Below are 15,934 nucleotides of genomic sequence, written 5' to 3'. Positions count from 1 at the left end.
CGTCCTGCCCGCCTGGTCTCTTTCGGCCGAGGAGCGCGTCCGAGCCGGCCGGTGGTGGACGGCGCCCTGCCCGTCCGGTCCCTCCCGGCCGTCGCGGGGAGAGACCGGCCGCCCGGGTCGCCGCCCGTGACACCGGCCGCTCATCGTGCGGCCGGTGTCACGTCCTGGGCCCGGTGCCGGGGACGGGCGCGGCTCAGCCGTACTCCGGGGACATGGCGGCGGCCATGTTCAGGTGCGCCGCGGCCTCCTCCGCGAGGCCCTGCCGCCGCAGGGTGCGGCCGAGCAGGAGCCGGGCGTAGGAGTCGTCCGGTGCGGCGGCGACCAGCCGCTCCAGCGTGGCGCGGGCCCGGCCGAGCTGCGCCGAGGCGAAGTAGGCGCGGGCGGCCGGCATCAGCACGTTGCGGTCGTCGCCGTGCGCGCCGAGCAGGGGCCGCAGCAGGACCAGCGCCCCGAGCGGGTCGCGCCGGTCGAGGAGGGCCTCGGCGTGGCGCAGCCGCTCCACCTCCTCGGGCAGCTCACGGCGGTCTCCGCCCCGGGCGGCGAAGTCGCGGATCACCTCGGCCGGCTGAGCGCCGGCCAGCGCGCGGTCGCCGACGACGATCGTCGGCGAGGTCGTCACGCCGCGCGCCCTGCCGATGAGGAGCAGCTCCCGCACCTCGTCCTCACCCGCTCCGGTCTCCAGCAGCGCGCCGCCGTCGGCGAAGCCGGCCTCGGCCGCGACGGCGGCGAGGGTCCGGCGGTCGGCGATGTCGGCGCCGTCGACGAAGTGGGCCCGCATCACCCGCTCGGCCACGGCGTTCTGCAGCTCCGCGCCGCCGTGCTCGTGGGCGAGGAACAGCAGGCGGTGCGCGTCGTGGCTGCTCGCCCGCCAGGCCGCGCCCCAGCGCGGGCCGATCCCCTCCGCGGCGGCGATGTCCGAGACCCGCGTCCGGCTCTCCTCCGGGGACAGGCCGGGCGCGCAGACGCGCAGCGCGGTGTCCACCGCGGGGTCGGCGAGCGCCTCCTCAAGGGGGACGGACCGCGCCGGCGCGGTGGGATCGATCCGGAACGGCCGCCACACGACCTCGACGGGGACGCCGTCGAAGGCCGGGCCGGCCAGTGCCGCCTCCAGTCGCCGCTTGCCGATGTACGCCCATCCGCAGACCACGTCCGCCCAGATCTCGATTCGCATGACGGGCAACTTATACGACATGTGTCGATTATGCAACACCTGTTGTATAGTCCCGGCATGAAGGCGGACGACCCCCGAGTACGGCGCACCCGCGCGCGGCTGCGCACAGCGGTTCTCACCCTGGCCGCGGAGAAGGACGTGGGCGCCATCACGGTGTCGGAGGTCGCCAGGTGCGCCGGGGTGAACCGGGCGACGGTCTACCTGCACTTCCCCGACGTCGACGCGCTCGTGACCGACGCCATGGAGGAGGCGGTGACCCAGGTGGCCCGGGCCGCCGCGCTGTGCCCGCGCGACGCGCCCCGCGACCGGACCCCCGAGCCGCTGACCGTCCTGTTCGGTCACGTGGCCGCCGCGGCCCCGCTGTACCGGCGGATGCTGGGGCCCCAGGGCAGCGCGCTGTTCGTCACGCGCATGCGCGAACGGCTCACCGCCGAGCTGGCCGGACGCCTCGCCGGCGGGTCCCGCGCCGGAGGGCCCGGCGACGTCCCCGCGGAGACGCACGCCGCCTACCTGGCCGGCGCCCTCACCGGTGTGATCGCGCACTGGGTCGCGGGCGACCCCCCGGCGCCCGCCGAGGAGGTCGCACTGGCGTTCTGGCGCCTCTTCCGCGCCTGACGTCCCGCCCGTCGCCCGGGACGGGCCCGGTCAGAAAGACGCGGGGAACCCGGGGAAGCGGTACGCGCCGGAGGGGTGCAACTCGGTCATGACCGGAGGCTCGTCGCACCGCTCGTCGAGCGCCGCGCGGAAGCGTCTGAAGGTCTCCAGCCGGCCCAGTACCTCCGGGCCGTGTTCGACCTCCACGAGGTGCACGAAGCCCACCTCATCGGTGAGCCGGAAGACCGCCTCGCGCACGCCCTCCGGGCGGAGCGCCGCCATCTCCTCCTGTACGGCGCGCAACGATTCGAGGTGCTCCTCCAGCCGGTCCGGCCGGATCCGGTAACGGATCATCACCCACATGGCCGGTTTCCTCCGCGTCGTGGGCCGTCGCAGATCACTGTGCCGAACCGCCCGGTCGCGCCGCGCTGAGGGAGACCGGCGGGAGACCGTCCCCCGTCCCGGCGGGCTCGCGCAGCGGCCGCAGGGCACGGGACCACGCGACCACCTCGTCCAGCATGGCCGTCATGGCCTTCTGCTGGCGCTCCGTCGGGGAGAGCACGCCGGGGTCGGCGGGATCGGTGACGACGATGTCGGTGAACATCGACAGCGCCACCTGGGTGCCCACGACCGCGACCTTCGTCTCGGCCAGGACCAGCCGCAGGTGCTCCGCGGCGCGGATCCCGCCCTCGACGCCGTACCCGACGATCCCGGCCGCCTTGTCGTGCCACTCGGCGTACAGGTAGTCGATCGCGTTCTTCAACGCGGCGGGGACGGAGTGGTTGTACTCCGGGGTGACGAACACGAACGCGTCGAACGAGCGGATCGTCTCGGCCCACCGCACGGTGTGGGGGTTGCGGTAGTCGCCGAAGATCGCCGGAAGGGGCTCGTCCAGCAGGGGCAGGCCGTACTCGGCGATGTCGACCAGCTCGACGGCCGCCTCGCCGGCCTTGGCGGCGGCGTGCCGTCCGGCGGCCTCCTCGACCCAGCGGGCCACGCCCGCGCCCCGGCGTCCGGGACGGGTGCTGCCGACGACGACGGCTATGCGGATCATCTGGGGTGTCTCCTCGTGCTGGCGGTTCCGGGGCGTCGGCGAGGACGCACCGGTGGACGACCACCAACCTGCCGGGCCGTACGCGGCGGAGGGAGACCGGCGTGAGACTGGCCCTCGCGGGGCCACCCTCATCGGCGGCGCGGACGGTACATTCCGGCTGTGAGTGACAACGAACTGGGCATGTTCCTGCGCGCCCGCCGCGAGGCCGTCACGCCCGCCGAGGTCGGGCTCCCCGAAGGGGTACGGCGGCGTACCCCCGGGCTGCGCCGGGCCGAGCTGGCCACGCTCGCCGGGGTCAGCGTCGAGTACCTCACGCGGCTGGAGCAGGGGCGCGACCGGCATCCGTCCCCGCAGGTGCTCACCGCGCTCGCCGACGCGCTGCGCCTCTCCTCCGATGAGCGTTTCCATCTCCTGCGCGCCGCCAAGATGAGCGGTGGTCTCCTGTCCTGCCCGGGGGTCGCGCCGCCGGCCCGGTCGGTCCGCCCCACCGTGCGGGCGCTGCTGGACCGGCTCGACCCCGCGCCCGCCGTGGTGCTCAACCGGCTGGGGGACGTGCTGGCATTCACCCGGGGCTACGAGCGGCTCGCCGGCCCGATCGGGCTCCTCGACGGCCGGTCGCCCAACGTCGTCCGCCACCTGTTCACCGACGCCCGGGCCCGGACCGCCTACCCGGACTGGGATCGGGTCGCCGACGAGCAGATCGCCGTCCTGCGGGCCGCGTGCTTCCCGGCGGACCCGCACTTCGCCGGGTTCGCCGAGGAGCTGACGGTCGTCGCCGGCGCGCCGTTCGCCGCCCGGATGGCGGCGCCGGCCGCCCCTCCCGGGGTCGCCGGGAGCATGGGAGCCGAGCGGCTGGTCCACCCGGAGGCCGGTGAGCTGCGGCTGGTGCGCGAGACCCTCGAACCGTCCGGCGCGGACGGCCAGCGCCTGGTCGTGTACCTCCCCGCCGACGCCGCCACGTCCGCCGCCCTCGACCGCCTCGCCGGCCGCGCGCCCGGCGCGTTGCGCGCGGTGGCCGGCTGACGCGGCCCGGCGACCGTACGGCGCCGCGCCCCCGGCCCGGTCCGGCGGCCGTCCGGCGTCGGGTGGCCACCGGCCGGCTCGTGGTCACCCCGCGCGGGATCCGCCCGGCCGGTCCGGCGACCCGCGTCAGCGGGCGGGCGCGGGGGTGATCTGGAAGAGGGCCGCCCTCCAGGCCCCGTCCGCGCTCCGAGTCAGCGCGGTGGTGGCGAAGACCGTCATGGTCTGCGGGTCGGTGCCGTTCACCAGCATGTCGATCTCGACCCTGCTGGTGTGCACGGCGCTGCCGGGGCCCAGCGTGATCACCCGGTGGTCCGACTGTTCGGTGCGGGTGTAGGGGTTCCGGTTCTCGGCGAACCCCTTCAGGATCGCGTCCCGGTCGGTCACCACGCCCCACGGTGAGACGCTGACCGGCTCGTCGGTGAGGAAGCCGTCGTAGAAGGCGGCGTCGCCGTTCCGGTTGGCCTCCCACGCCCGGTCCATCAGATCGATGATCTCCCGCATGACCCCGCCTCTCGTTCGCACCGGATGGTGACACCGGTTTAACTGGTGTCAGAGGCTAGACTGGCGGGGTGAACAACGCAAGCGGCATCCTCCTGACACCCGGGGACGGTCAGACCTTCCGCTTCGACGCGGGGACGCTGTGCCTGGAGTTCCTGCTCACCGGCTCGCTCCCGCAGTGGGAGCGGTTGCACACGCCGGAGGACCTGGCGGCCTGGATCCCTCGGTCCAGGCTCGGCCTGCCGGACCGGATCGTGGTCGGCGAGGCCGACCTGGCCGGGGCCAAACGGCTGCGCGCCGCGATCCAGGCCCTGGCCGAGCGCGCGACGGGGACGGAGGGTGCGGCGGAGGCGCAGGGCGCGCCCGCCGTCGATCCGCGGGGCGCGCCCGCCGTGCTCAACGAGTTCGCCGCCGCCCCGCCTCCCGCACCCCTGATCACGCCGTCCTTCCGGCTGGGCTGGGCGACGCCGGTGACCGGCGCGCAGTTCCTGTCCGCGGTCGCCAGGGACGCCGTCGAGCTGTTCGGCGGGCCGATGGCCTCCCGGGTGCGCGTGTGCGGCGGGGAGCGCTGCCTCCTCGTCTTCCTGGACACCTCCCGTCCCGGCGCCCGCCGCTGGTGCTCGATGGACCGCTGCGGCAACCGGCACAAGCTCCGCACCCGCCGCGACCGCGCCCCGCGGTCCGCGACGGAGGAGCCGTAGGGCCGAAGAGCCCTGAGGTTCCAGGTCGGCGGGACACGCCGGATATGAGGGACAATCGGCACGTGCGGTTCGGCGTTCTGGGGCCACTGGAGGTGCGGTCCGCCTCCGGTGAGGAGATCCCGGTGGGCGGTCCCCGGCCGCGCGCCCTGCTGGTGATGCTGCTGCTGAACGCCGGCCGGGTGGTCGGCGTGACGGAGCTGATCGACGGCCAGTACGGCGACGACCCCCCGGCCGGCGCCGCGAACGCGCTGCAGGCCCAGGTGTCCCGGCTGCGCCGGAGCCTGCCCGCCGGAACCGTGGAGTTCCACGGGACCGGGTACCGCCTCGCGGCCGATCCCGGCGACGTCGACGTCCACCGCTTCGAACGGCTCGCCCGCGAGGGGCGTCGGCTGCTGGCCGAGGGCCGCCACGAGGCCGCGGCGGGCACGCTGCGCGAGGCGCTCGGCCTGTGGCGGGGGCCCGCCCTGGCCGACCTGCCGCCCGGATCGTTCCGCCGGGCCCGGGAGACGCACCTGGAGGAGCTGCGGCTCGTCGCCGCGGAGGATCTCGCCGAGGCCGAGCTCGCCCTCCCCGAGGGGACCTCGGTGGCCGGGCTGCGGCGGCTGGCGGACGCGCACCCCCTGCGGGAACGGCTCAGGGGCCAGCTCATGCGGGCCCTGCACGCGGCCGGACGGCAGGCCGAGGCGCTTGAGGTCTTCGAGGAGACCCGGCGGACCCTCGCCGAGGAGCTCGGCGCCGACCCCTCCCCGGAACTGGCGGCCGTCCACCTGGCCGTGCTGCGCGCCGCCGAGCCCGCGCCGCCGCCGAGGCGGCGGCTCGCGGCCCAGCTCACCAGCTTCGTGGGACGCGAGCCGGAACTGGAGCGGCTCGGCGCTCTGCGCGGCTCCCGGCTCGTCACGATCACCGGTCCGGGCGGCACCGGCAAGACCCGGCTCGCGATCGAGGCGGCGGGGAGGGACCGGCGCGAGGCGTGCTTCGCCGACCTGACCTCCGCCGCCGGCGACGACCAGGTGTCCCGGGCGGTGCTCGGCGCGCTCGGGCTGCGCGAGGCCGGGTTCCAGTCACCCCGCGCGGCCGATCCCGTCGGCCGCCTGGTGACGGCGCTCGCCGGCCGGGAGACGCTGCTCGTCCTCGACAACTGCGAGCACGTGGTCGCCGGGACCGCCGCGCTGGTCCGCGAGCTGCTGGCCGACTGCCCGGGGCTGAGCGTCCTCACCACCAGCCGCGAGCCCCTCGGCATCACCGGTGAGACACTGGTGCCGCTGGCTCCGCTGGCCGTCCCGCCCCCGGGCCCGCCGCCGCGGGACGCGGCCGCCTACCCCGCCGTCCGCCTGTTCGCCGACCGGGCGGCCGCCGTACGGCCCGGCTTCGAGGTGGAGCCGGGCAACGCGGCCGCGGTCGTCCGGATCTGCGCGGCGCTGGACGGCCTGCCGCTGGCCATCGAGCTGGCGGCGGCGCGGCTGCGGTCGTTCACCGCCGAGGAGATCGCCACGCGGCTGGCCGAGCACGGCCGGTTCCGGCTGCTGTCGCGCGGCGACCGTACGGCGGCGGCCCGGCACCGGACCCTGCGCGCGGTGGTGGAGTGGAGCTGGGACCTCCTCACCCCCGACGAGCGGGCGCTGGCCCGGCGGCTCGCCGTGTTCACCGGCGGCGCGTCCCTGGAGGCGGTCGAGGAGGTCTGTGGCGTGGACGACGCCGCCGGACTGCTGGCCGACCTGGTGGACCGGTCGCTGGTCGAGGCGGACGGCGACCGCTACCGGATGCTCAGCACGATCCTGCTGTTCTGCGCCGGGAAGCTGGCCGAAGCCGGGGAGGAGGAGCGTCTGCGCGCCGCCCACGCCCGCCACTTCCTCGGACTCGCCGAACGCGCCGGCCCCCACCTGCTCCGGGCCGGGCAGCTCGAGTGGCTGGAGCGGTTGTCGGCCGAGCACGGCAACCTGATGGCCTCGCTGCGCTGGGCCGTACACGGGGACCGGGAGACGGCGATGCGGCTGGTCGCCGCGCTGGCGGCCTACTGGTGGCTGAGCGGGCGGCGCAGCCAGGCCGGGGAGGCCGCCGCCGAACTCCTCGACGCGGCCGGCGGTCCGCCCGGGGGGCTGGAGGAGGAGTACGTCGTGTGCGTGGCGCACGCCGTGCCGCGGGCGCCGGCGGAGCACTGGGAGCGGGCCGGGGAGATCATGCGGTCTCTGGACCGGCCGACGCGCCAACCGTTCACCGTGGCGCTGTGGGGCATGCTCGCCGGGCCGTCGGGGTCGTCGGAGCCGATCGGGCCCGAAGCGGAGCGGCTGCTGGGCTCCGACCCGTGGAACCGGGCGCTGGGACGGCTGAGCCGGGCCCTGCTGGCGGTGTTCGGCGGCGAGGTCGCCCGGGGGGAGCGGGAGTTCGCGGAGACGCTGCCGCGGTTCCGCGAACTCGGCGAGCGCTGGGGGACCGCCCAGGCGCTCGACGGGCTGGCCCTGATCGCGGGGCTGCGCGGCGAGTGGGCGCGGGCCCGGGAACTGTGGGACGAGGCGCTGCGGCTCTTGGAGGAGCTCGGAGCCCTGGAGGAGAGCGCCGACCTGCTCGCGCACCGGGCCGAGGCGCTCGTGCGCCAGGGCGACCTCGCCGCCGCCGACGGCGACTACCGGCGGGCCGCGGAGCTCGCCCGCGAGGCGGGCTGGCCGGACGCGCCCGCCGAGGTCCACCTGGGCCTGGGCCGGATCGCGTGGGACCGGGGCGACCTCGCCGAGGCCCGCCGGCTGTCCGGCGCCGCGCTGCGCGTCGCGGAGGGCGGGACCCTGGCGGCGGGGGCGCGGGCGCGGGCGCTCACCGCGCTCGGGCGGCTGGCCGCAGCCGAGGGCGACGTCGCCGGGGCACGGCTCCGGCACCGGCGGGCGCTGGCCGAGGCCCGCAGGTCACCGCTGACGCCGGACCTCGCCGCCGCCGCCGAAGGGTGGGCGGACGCCGTACTGCCGAGGCACGGGGGAGAGCCGGTGACGGCCGCCGGGGGCTCCACGACCGGGGACGCCGCGGCGGGTACGGCGGGCCTCACGCGGACCGGGGAGAGCGCTGGGACCGGGGAGAGCGCACGGGAGGCGGGAGAGCGGGCCGCCCTGCTGCTGGGAGCGGCGGTGGCGGTGCGCGGCCTGGCCGTGGCGGGGGATCGCGACGTCGCGCGGACCGCCGCGGACGCCAGGGACCTCGCCGGGGCGGAGGCGTTCGCGGCGGCGTTCGCCCGCGGGGCCGCCATGGGCCGTGACGAGGCGCGGGCGATGCTCGCCGCCGAGGCGGACGAGGACGGCGGCCCCGTGTAGACGCGGGGCGCGGACGTGCGGGGATCCGGGGCGAGGACACGGAGACGCGGGACTCGAGGACGAACCCGCGGAGACGCGGGGCGCGGACGTGCGGGGCGGCGGCGCTGACAGCGGCTGACAGTGCGCGGCGGCCGGGGAGCGCGGGTGTCAGCCGGTGGTCCGCGGGCTGTCAGCGCCCCCGGCGAAGGTCGGAGGCATGAAGAACACCACGGTCCTCATCTCCGGCGCGAGCATCGCCGGCCCCGCACTCGCCTACTGGCTGAACCGCTACGGCTGCGCCGTCACCGTCGTCGAGCGGGCGCCCTCGCTGCGCCCCGGAGGGCAGGCCGTCGACTTCAAGGGCGAGGCCCAGCTCTCCGTGCTGAGGCGGATGGGCGTCCTGGAGGAGGTGCGGCGCCGTCAGACCGGCGGCACCGACCAGGACATCGTCGACGCCGCCGGACGACGGCTGGCGGTCCTGCCCGGCGAGTTCACCGGCGGCGACGTCGAGATCCTCCGCGGCGACCTGTCGGCCCTGCTGTACGAGAGGACGGCGGGCCGCTGCGAGTACGTCTTCGGAGACTCGATCACCTCGCTCACCGAGACGGCGGACGGCGTGCACGTCACCTTCGAGCGCGGCGCGCCGCGCACCTTCGACCTGGTGGTCGGCGCGGACGGCATCCACTCCAACGTGCGGCGGCTGGCCTTCGGCCCCGAGTCCGAGTACGTGCGCTTCCTCGGGTACCACTACGCGCTGGCCGACCTCGGCGCCGGCCTCGGCACCGGGATGTACAACGAGCCCGGCCGGATGGTCTCGCTCGGCGGCCCCAGCTCGCCCGTCTTCTTCGTCTTCGCCTCCCCGCCGATCGACTACGACCGCTACGACGTCGAGGCGCAGAAGCGGATCCTCGTCGACGCCTACCGGGGCGCGGGCTGGCGGGTGCCCGAGATCCTCGCTCGTCTGCCGCACGCCCGCGAGCTCTATCTCGACTCGATCAGCCGGGTCCACATCGACCGGTACGCCAGTGGGCGGGTGGTGCTGCTCGGCGACGCCGCCTACGGCAACACCCTCGGTGGCTTCGGCACCGGCCTGGCCGTCGTGGGCGCGTACGTGCTGGCCGGGGAGCTGGCGCTGGCCGGCGGCGACCACCGGGCGGGGTTCCGCGGGTACGAGGAGCTGCTCCGCGGCTACGCCAAGGTGACCCGGGAGGGCGACGCCGGCGCTTTCCTCGCCCCGTCGACCCGCGGGAGGATCAGGATGCGGAACTGGATGTTCCGGCGCCGGCTCATGTTCGCGCTCATGGTGAAGCTGACCGACCGGTTCGCCACGGACATTGAGCTGAAGGACTATCCGTCGCTCGTCGCGGCCTCCGCCGCGAGGTGACACCGGGCCTCCGCCCCCGCCGCCGTGAACGGCCCCCGCCGTTGTGAACGGCCCCCGCCGCCGGGAACGGCCCCTCCGCCCCCGCGCCCGCCGTCAGAAGGGGAGGTCGGCGGCGGCCGGGCGCGGCCGCGGGGGAAGGCCGGTGAGGAAACCGGGGACGGCCAGGGTCTGCCGGACGACCAGTTCGGCCACGTCGGTCACCCGCCGGCGGCGGTGGTAGGCGGCGCGCTGGCGGGCCGCGCCGGAGCCGAGGCGCCGGATCCGATCCAGCCCGGTCGCCACCAGGCCGAGGTCGCCGCTCTCCTCCAGGCCGGGGCGGGCGCGGTCCAGCAGCCGGCCGGCCAGCTCCCAGGCAGGCGCCCGGCGGCCGGAGGGGAGCTCCACCCCGTCGCCCTCGATGCCGTCGCGGGCCGCCCGCCAGTACGCGGCGAGCAGCGGCGTCTGGTCGACCGGGGGCGGCGGGACGCCGCGCCGCACGTCGGCGAGGAGGGCGGCGACCAGCCCGCGGACCAGCCCGGCCAGCACCGTGGCCTCCTCCACGGTGGCGCAGGTGTCGGCGGTGCGGAACTCCAGGGTCGGCAGGTGGTGGGAGGGCCTGATCAGCCAGTGGAGCATCCCGCGGTCCAGGATGGTCCCGCTCTCGCACAGGGTCTCGACGAGGGCGTCGTAGTGCGCGGCGGACTCGAAGACGGGCGGCGGCCCGACGCTCGGCCACCGGGACCACAGCGTGGCCCGCCAGCTCGCGTACCCGGTGTCGACGCCGTCGCAGACGGGGGAGTTGGCGGACAGAGCCAGGAGGGTCGGCAGCCAGGGCCGCGCGTGGTTCATGACCTGGACGGCCTCCTCCCGGTCGGGGATGCCGACGTGCACGTGGCAGCCGCACACCACCTGGCCCCGCAGCAGCGCCCGGTAGTGCCCGTGGATGCGGTGGTAGCGGGGGGAGTCCGTCAGCGGCGGCATGCCGCCGTCCCCCGCCAGGCACGTGCCGCACGCGGCCGGAGCGGCTCCGGCCCCCGCGGCGGCCTCGGCCGCGGCGCCGCGCAGCCGCAGCAGGTCGTCCGCGAGGTCGCGCAGCCCGGTGTGGACGCCGCTGTTGACCTCGATCTGCATCCGGGTCAGCTCCGGCACGATCCGGCCGCGGGCCGGGCCGGTCACGCGTCCGAGCACCTCCTCCGCGAGGGGCAGCGCCAGGCCGGTCCGCGGATCGACCAGCAGAAGCTCCTCCTCGATGCCCAGGGTGAGCTCGGAGGCGGCGGCCCTCCCGGGGACGGTGGCCGTCGGCGTGCCCGGCTCCCGCGTGGCCGTGAACGGGGATTCCTGCTGCGGGTCGTGGCGATCGGGCACGGCGGATCGGGGCTCCTTCTTCGGACCTGCCTGGGAGGCCCCGGGCGAGGCACGTCTGCCCGGACATCCATCCCTAAAACAGGATTTATGGGTGCTTTTGGGGTCTTTCTCCTGATTTTGGGGATGCCATTGGGAGACAACTGAAAGGCTGACGTCTCCCGGAACCGGTGTGACAGGACGGTGATCGGGTAGGGAGGCGTGGTTGCCTCCACTCCGGCGTGATCCGGTGTGGAGCGGGACCGGTCGCCGGCGACGGTCGGCCATCGCGTGCGGATGAGGGGGTCCACGAGCGGATAACACCGTTTTTTTCGGCGTTCGTCCAGCGATCCGGCCGGTCACGAGGGTGACATCCCCGTGTTCCGCCGCGTCCGGCGGCGGACGTGCCCGTCACCTGTTGCGGATCACGGAATACGGATATGAGGAAATGATCATGGCGTCCCAGCCGCAAAGCGCCACGGCGCTCACCATCTCGTCCCAGACGCGTGACGGAGTGGTCATCCTCCGCGCCCGCGGGGAGCTCGACCTGGGCTCGGCGCCGGTGCTGCGCGACCGGCTGCGGGAGGCCACGGAGCGGCCCGCCGCCCCGGCGCTGGTCGTGGATCTGGCGGAGGTCTCCTTCTGCGACTCGGTGGGGATGAGCGAGCTGGTCCTGGCGCTGCACCGCAGCGAGGACCAGGGGCTGCGGCTGGCGCTCAGCGGCGTCCACGGAAGCCTGGAGCGGCTGCTGCTGGCCACGGGGCTGCACAACGTCTTCGACATCCATCCGACCTTCGTCGACGCCTTCCGCGCGGTCACCGCTCCCGGGAGGCCCGGGAGGCCCGGGAGGCCCGGGAGGGCGGTCACCGTCCCCGGAGGGTCATCCGAAGGCTGAGGCGCCATCCGCCGGCAGCGGGGACGAGCCGGGTCACGCGGGGGAGACGTCGATGTTCCCCGTGCCGGTGAGGACCCGGACCAGCCGCGGCGAGGCCGGGTCGTCGGCGACGGCGACCCGGGTGAGCCCCGTGGCGGTGCCGGTGACGACCCGGTAGGTCCCGGGCGGCAGCCGTACCACGCCGTCGCCGGTGCCGGTCCGCACGTCCACCGCGTCGGGCGGGCCGGCGAACCCCAGCCGTACGGCGCCGGCCCCGGCCGCGGCGGCCACCTGCCGGCCCGTCAGGCCGTCGGCCACGACGTCACCGGCCCCCGAGCTCGCCTCCACCGGGCCCGACAGGCCGTGCAGCCCGATCCGCCCGGCCCCGCTGTCGGCCTTGACCCGCAGGCCGCGCGGGATCTCCACCCGGTAGTCCACGACGCACGTCCGGCCGATCCCGTCGGACACCGGCGGGCACGTGTAGTCGAGCGTCAGCGTGCCGTCCAGCACGGGATGCCGGGTGACGGGCCTGCGGTCCGTCCACCGCAGGCTCTCGGTGACGTGGGCCCCGGGGCGGGACGTCTCCGTCACCTCGATGGTCCCGGCGGTCGCGACCCTCAGGCCGGTCAGCGGGCCGGCGACGTCGTAGGAGACGGTCTCGTGCCGCTCGGAGCCCCCGGGGCCGCCCGGACCGCCGGGCGGCACGGGCCCGGTGAGTCCTCCCGGCACCACGGCGCCGCCGGCCTCGCAGCCGGAGACCGCCAGGCCGGTCGCGAGCAGCACCGCCGCGACGACTGTCATCGATCACCTCCACGCGGAGCCTCTCCGCCCTGGCGGGAGGGGACGCGGAACGGGGCCGCCTGGCCGTACGGCGCCGGCTTCGGGAAGGCCCGGAGCACCCCGAAGGTACTCCGGGCCGCCCGGCGGAGGACGCCGTTCCGCATCGAACCGCGGAACGTTTTACCCGGCCGGAGCCGTCCCTCGACGTCTCCGGGAGACGCCGGGCGCCGTCGGGACGTCCGTACGGGAGACGCCGGGCGCCGTCGGGACGTCCGTACGGGAGGCCGTCAGAAGATCCGGCACACCTCCCCGGCCATGGCCGCCTGCCAGGGGACGGTCGCCGAGGATCCCTCGCCGCCCTCCATGGCGTCCCGGTCGAACCCGGCCAGCGGGACCTCGACGACCCGCCGGCTCGCGCCCTGCCTGACGCGGACCGGGACGGGCCAGTCCTTCCGCGGCACGGCGTCGCAGTCGGTCACCCGGTAGCGCAGCTCGTAGCTCACCCGCTCCTTCGGCTGGACCGTCTGGGGGGTGTCGTCGGCGGACATCAGCCGCAGCCCCGGGCCGCTGCGGCCGATCCCGACGAGCGTCACGGGTCCCTTGTTGAGGCTCTGCACGTCCACCCCGATGCTGAACTCCCGGGCCCCGCCGTTGACCTGGCTGGAGTTCGCCGTCGACCGCAGCCGGAAGCGCAGGGGCGCGCTCCCGTCGGCGGGCCCCTGCGGCCCGGCGGCCGGGACCGCGACGGCCGGGGCGGAGGCGGCCGCCGGACCGGCGACCGGCGCGGCGGCCGAGGCGGGGAGGGGGAGGCAGAGCGCGGGCGACATCGCGCAGGCCGTCAGGACGAGCGCGCGGGCGGAGACGGCGGGGCGGCCCTCCGGGCGCCGGTCGCCGTCCGGCGCCCCGGTCGCGTCGTGGACGTGTGTTCCGGTCATGCCGTGGGTGTTCGGTGTCACGTTCATGTCGTGGAGATTGGCTGGTGGGGCGGCAAGGCAAACTCATGTCGTGATCATGAATGCATACAGGCCGCCGGCCCCGGGTCCCGGCCCGGAACGGTCCGGCGTCCTTGACACGATCACCACGGTGGTCCCCGCGGACCCGCCCGCCGGACGCCGGTGCGGCGGCGAACCGTACGAACCGGGTGTTCTCCGCCTCCGATGGCGCGGCGGCCCGAAGACCGGCGGACCAACACCGCGGATCCGCCACGGGCGGAGGGTTCCACGACGCATACTGTAACGCCAAGAAAGCGGAAAGTAACCGACGAGGGGCGCGGCGGTGACGGGGACGATCCTTCAGCGAGTCCGGACCGGCCATGGCGGGGAGGCCGGGGAGACGACGGGAGCGGGCCCCGCGGGAAGGGCCGGGCGCCGGGGGGCGGCCCGCGCGGGGGCCCCGCCCCGCGTGGACGTGCTGCGCGACATCGACGTCAGCGTCGTCGTGCCGGTCCACAACTGCCGTCCCTACCTCGACCGGTGCCTGACGTCCATCCTGGTCCAGCGGGTCTCCCGGGAGATCGTCGTGGTGGACGACGGCTCCACCGACGGCGGCGCCGAACTGCTCGACCTCTACGCCGCGTGCCATCCCGGAGTGGTGCGGGTCCTCCGGCAGGGGCACTCCGGCGGCGCGGGCCGTCCCCGCAACGTCGGGCTCTCCCACGCCCGCGGCAGATACGTGTTCTTCTGCGACGCCGACGACCACCTCGGCCCGGAGGCGCTGGAGCGGATGCTCGCCATGGCCGACCGCAACGGCTCCGACATCGTCCTCGGGAAGATCGTCGGGCACGGCCGGCGCGCGCCGGTCTCGATGTTCCACGAGAACGCCGACCGGGTGCCGCTCGGCGACAGCGCGGTCTACAACAGCCTGAGCTGCTTCAAGCTGTTCCGCCGGGAGATGCTGGAACGCCACGCGATCCGCTTCGACGAGAGCCTGCTGGTGGGCGAGGACGTGGTCTTCACCACCCACGCCTACTGCCACGCCGAGGTGATCTCGGTGGTCGCCGACTACGACTGCTACCACCTGGTCGACCGGCCCGACGGCAGCAGCATCATGCAGCGGCCGGGCAGCCGCGACCCGGTCGCCTGGCTGCGGATGATCAGGAAGCCGATCGAGGTGATGACCTCCCACGTCCGGCCGGGGGCGCTCCGCGACCACCTGCTGCGGCGGCACTTCCGGATGGACGCCTTCGGCAGTCTGGGCAGGCCGTTCCTGGAGGCGGGCCCCGCCCAGCGGGAGGAGATCGCCGCCGAGGTGGCCGACCTGTGCGACCGCTGGCTGACCGACGGGGTCCGCGACCGGCTGCGGGCCATCGACCGCAGCCGGCTCGCCGCGCTCCGGGACATCGACCGCCTCGTCCGGCTGGCGCACGTCGAGTCGGCCGCGATCCGGCGTGAGCTCACCGGCCTGCGCTGGGACGCCGAGGGGCGGCTGGCCGTCTCCGGCCGTGTGGCGTTCGGCGCGCCGGTCGGGGGCGACGGCCCGGAGCCGGAGGTGGGCGGCCTCGCGCTGGTCCTGCGGCGGCGTCACGAGGGCCCGGAGCGGCCCCGCGACGTCGTGGTCCCGGTCACCGGCGGGCCCGAGGGTTTCGTCGGGCCGATCGACGTCGCGGCGCTGTCCTCCGGCGTCTGGGACGTCCACGTGCGGATCGAGTGCGAGGGGGTCGCCCGGCTGGCCCGGCTGGGCTCCGACCGCGCCGGGCTGGTCGTCCCGCCCACGCCCCGGGTGACGGGCGGTGTCGTGGCGCTGCCGTACTTCACCCGGCCGCACGGCAACCTCAGCGTCGACGTCGGCGGCCACGTGGTCAGCGTCCCGGGCAACGTGCGCCTGACGCGGACCCGCTGGATGTTCGGCCACCGGCTGGCGATCGACGGGGAGGTCACGGTGGGCGCGGCCCGGCCGGCGGCGCGCGCCGTACGGCACCTGGTCTGGCGGGAGCGGTGCTCGGGCCGGGAGCGCCGCGAGCCGGTCGTCGCCGGGGAGGGCGGCGCGTTCGCGGTACGGCAGGCGGCGAGCCGGCTCGGGCCCGGCACCTGGGACGCCTACCTGGAGCTCGATCTCGGCGGCCCGCCCGCACTCTTCCGGATCGAGGCGTCGGCGGAGGCGATCGCGCCGCCGCGCACCTGGTGGCGCGGCCTGGTCCGGCGGAACGTCCGCCCCTACGCGACGGCGGGCAAGGGGCGGCTGAGCACGGCGGTGCGGACCCTCACCCCCGGGACGTTCGTCCGGAGACTGCTCCGTTAATGCCACTTAATTGCAACTACAAGTCA

General features: G+C 75.8%; 14 protein-coding genes. 7 read left to right on the top strand and 7 right to left on the bottom strand.

The annotated features are described in order from the left end of the window. Positions 1-193 precede the first annotated feature (193 nt). On the bottom strand, positions 194-1,171 hold the full coding sequence (locus ACZ6W9_RS31180; RefSeq protein ID WP_389961985.1) for a DsbA family protein: 978 nt from the start codon (positions 1,169-1,171) through the stop codon (positions 194-196). Between the two features lie 57 nt (positions 1,172-1,228). Here ACZ6W9_RS31180 and ACZ6W9_RS31175 point away from each other — a divergent pair, with 57 nt between their 5' ends. Next, positions 1,229-1,786, top strand: coding sequence for a TetR/AcrR family transcriptional regulator (locus ACZ6W9_RS31175; RefSeq protein WP_470120928.1), 558 nt, complete (start codon positions 1,229-1,231; stop codon positions 1,784-1,786). A gap of 30 nt (positions 1,787-1,816) precedes the next feature. Here the strand turns inward: ACZ6W9_RS31175 and ACZ6W9_RS31170 are convergent, their stop codons facing one another. Together ACZ6W9_RS31170 and ACZ6W9_RS31165 are read right to left on the bottom strand one after the other, a co-directional pair. Then, positions 1,817-2,128, bottom strand: coding sequence for a hypothetical protein (locus ACZ6W9_RS31170; protein WP_389961981.1), 312 nt, complete (start codon positions 2,126-2,128; stop codon positions 1,817-1,819). Positions 2,129-2,162: 34 nt separating this feature from the next. Beyond that, positions 2,163-2,819: an NADPH-dependent FMN reductase gene (locus ACZ6W9_RS31165; protein WP_389961979.1), complete on the bottom strand. Its 657-nt coding sequence runs from the start codon at positions 2,817-2,819 to the stop codon at positions 2,163-2,165. A 159-nt stretch (positions 2,820-2,978) separates the two neighbouring features. Between ACZ6W9_RS31165 and ACZ6W9_RS31160 the strand changes: the two genes are divergently transcribed. Beyond that, entirely contained in the window at positions 2,979-3,842 is an 864-nt protein-coding gene (locus ACZ6W9_RS31160; protein ID WP_389961977.1) for a helix-turn-helix domain-containing protein, read from the top strand. Between the two features lie 126 nt (positions 3,843-3,968). Here the strand turns inward: ACZ6W9_RS31160 and ACZ6W9_RS31155 are convergent, their stop codons facing one another. Beyond that, positions 3,969-4,343, bottom strand: coding sequence for a YybH family protein (locus tag ACZ6W9_RS31155; RefSeq protein WP_389961975.1), 375 nt, complete (start codon positions 4,341-4,343; stop codon positions 3,969-3,971). 68 nt (positions 4,344-4,411) lie between these two features. Between ACZ6W9_RS31155 and ACZ6W9_RS31150 the strand changes: the two genes are divergently transcribed. From ACZ6W9_RS31150 to ACZ6W9_RS31140, 3 genes are all read left to right on the top strand, one after another. After that, positions 4,412-5,041, top strand: a complete 630-nt coding sequence (locus tag ACZ6W9_RS31150) for a CGNR zinc finger domain-containing protein (RefSeq protein WP_470120925.1) — start codon at positions 4,412-4,414, stop codon at positions 5,039-5,041. A 62-nt stretch (positions 5,042-5,103) separates the two neighbouring features. Beyond that, positions 5,104-8,334: an AfsR/SARP family transcriptional regulator gene (locus tag ACZ6W9_RS31145; RefSeq protein ID WP_470120924.1), complete on the top strand. Its 3,231-nt coding sequence runs from the start codon at positions 5,104-5,106 to the stop codon at positions 8,332-8,334. Between the two features lie 196 nt (positions 8,335-8,530). Next, positions 8,531-9,697 carry an FAD-dependent monooxygenase gene (locus ACZ6W9_RS31140; protein WP_389961969.1) on the top strand — a complete coding sequence of 389 codons (1,167 nt, stop codon included), beginning with the start codon at positions 8,531-8,533 and terminating at the stop codon, positions 9,695-9,697. Between the two features lie 93 nt (positions 9,698-9,790). Here the strand turns inward: ACZ6W9_RS31140 and ACZ6W9_RS31135 are convergent, their stop codons facing one another. Next, positions 9,791-11,041 carry a carboxylate-amine ligase gene (locus ACZ6W9_RS31135; RefSeq protein WP_470120922.1) on the bottom strand — a complete coding sequence of 417 codons (1,251 nt, stop codon included), beginning with the start codon at positions 11,039-11,041 and terminating at the stop codon, positions 9,791-9,793. A gap of 430 nt (positions 11,042-11,471) precedes the next feature. Between ACZ6W9_RS31135 and ACZ6W9_RS31130 the strand changes: the two genes are divergently transcribed. Then, the gene (locus ACZ6W9_RS31130) at positions 11,472-11,912 is read left to right on the top strand and encodes an anti-sigma factor antagonist (RefSeq protein WP_470120921.1); all 441 of its coding nucleotides are present in this window, start codon (positions 11,472-11,474) and stop codon (positions 11,910-11,912) included. 33 nt (positions 11,913-11,945) lie between these two features. Here the strand turns inward: ACZ6W9_RS31130 and ACZ6W9_RS31125 are convergent, their stop codons facing one another. Then, positions 11,946-12,692 (bottom strand): DUF4097 family beta strand repeat-containing protein, encoded by a 747-nt coding sequence (locus ACZ6W9_RS31125; RefSeq protein ID WP_470120919.1) that lies wholly within the window; start codon positions 12,690-12,692, stop codon positions 11,946-11,948. A gap of 266 nt (positions 12,693-12,958) precedes the next feature. Further along, positions 12,959-13,633: a hypothetical protein gene (locus tag ACZ6W9_RS31120; RefSeq protein ID WP_389961961.1), complete on the bottom strand. Its 675-nt coding sequence runs from the start codon at positions 13,631-13,633 to the stop codon at positions 12,959-12,961. A 439-nt stretch (positions 13,634-14,072) separates the two neighbouring features. Here ACZ6W9_RS31120 and ACZ6W9_RS31115 point away from each other — a divergent pair, with 439 nt between their 5' ends. Then, complete coding sequence (locus ACZ6W9_RS31115) at positions 14,073-15,908, top strand: glycosyltransferase family 2 protein (protein WP_389961959.1); 1,836 nt, start codon at positions 14,073-14,075, stop codon at positions 15,906-15,908. The last annotated feature ends 26 nt before the right edge of the window (positions 15,909-15,934 follow it).

It is taken from the genome of Streptosporangium sp. NPDC053982 (assembly GCF_055585205.1).
Note: the sequence above shows the minus strand (reverse complement) of the source record. Positions and strands in the feature narration are given on the sequence as shown.

Bases quoted from the DNA above. Each gene is read 5' to 3' on its own strand.
- ACZ6W9_RS31140 (WP_389961969.1), top strand. From the start codon at position 8,531: ATGAAGAACACCACGGTCCTCATCTCCGGCGCGAGCATCGCCGGCCCC.
- ACZ6W9_RS31170 (WP_389961981.1), bottom strand. From the start codon at position 2,128: ATGTGGGTGATGATCCGTTACCGGATCCGGCCGGACCGGCTGGAGGAG.
- ACZ6W9_RS31120 (WP_389961961.1), bottom strand. From the start codon at position 13,633: ATGAACGTGACACCGAACACCCACGGCATGACCGGAACACACGTCCAC.
- ACZ6W9_RS31165 (WP_389961979.1), bottom strand. From the start codon at position 2,819: ATGATCCGCATAGCCGTCGTCGTCGGCAGCACCCGTCCCGGACGCCGG.
- ACZ6W9_RS31180 (WP_389961985.1), bottom strand. From the start codon at position 1,171: ATGCGAATCGAGATCTGGGCGGACGTGGTCTGCGGATGGGCGTACATC.
- ACZ6W9_RS31155 (WP_389961975.1), bottom strand. From the start codon at position 4,343: ATGCGGGAGATCATCGATCTGATGGACCGGGCGTGGGAGGCCAACCGG.
- ACZ6W9_RS31125 (WP_470120919.1), bottom strand. From the start codon at position 12,692: ATGACAGTCGTCGCGGCGGTGCTGCTCGCGACCGGCCTGGCGGTCTCC.
- ACZ6W9_RS31175 (WP_470120928.1), top strand. From the start codon at position 1,229: ATGAAGGCGGACGACCCCCGAGTACGGCGCACCCGCGCGCGGCTGCGC.
- ACZ6W9_RS31130 (WP_470120921.1), top strand. From the start codon at position 11,472: ATGGCGTCCCAGCCGCAAAGCGCCACGGCGCTCACCATCTCGTCCCAG.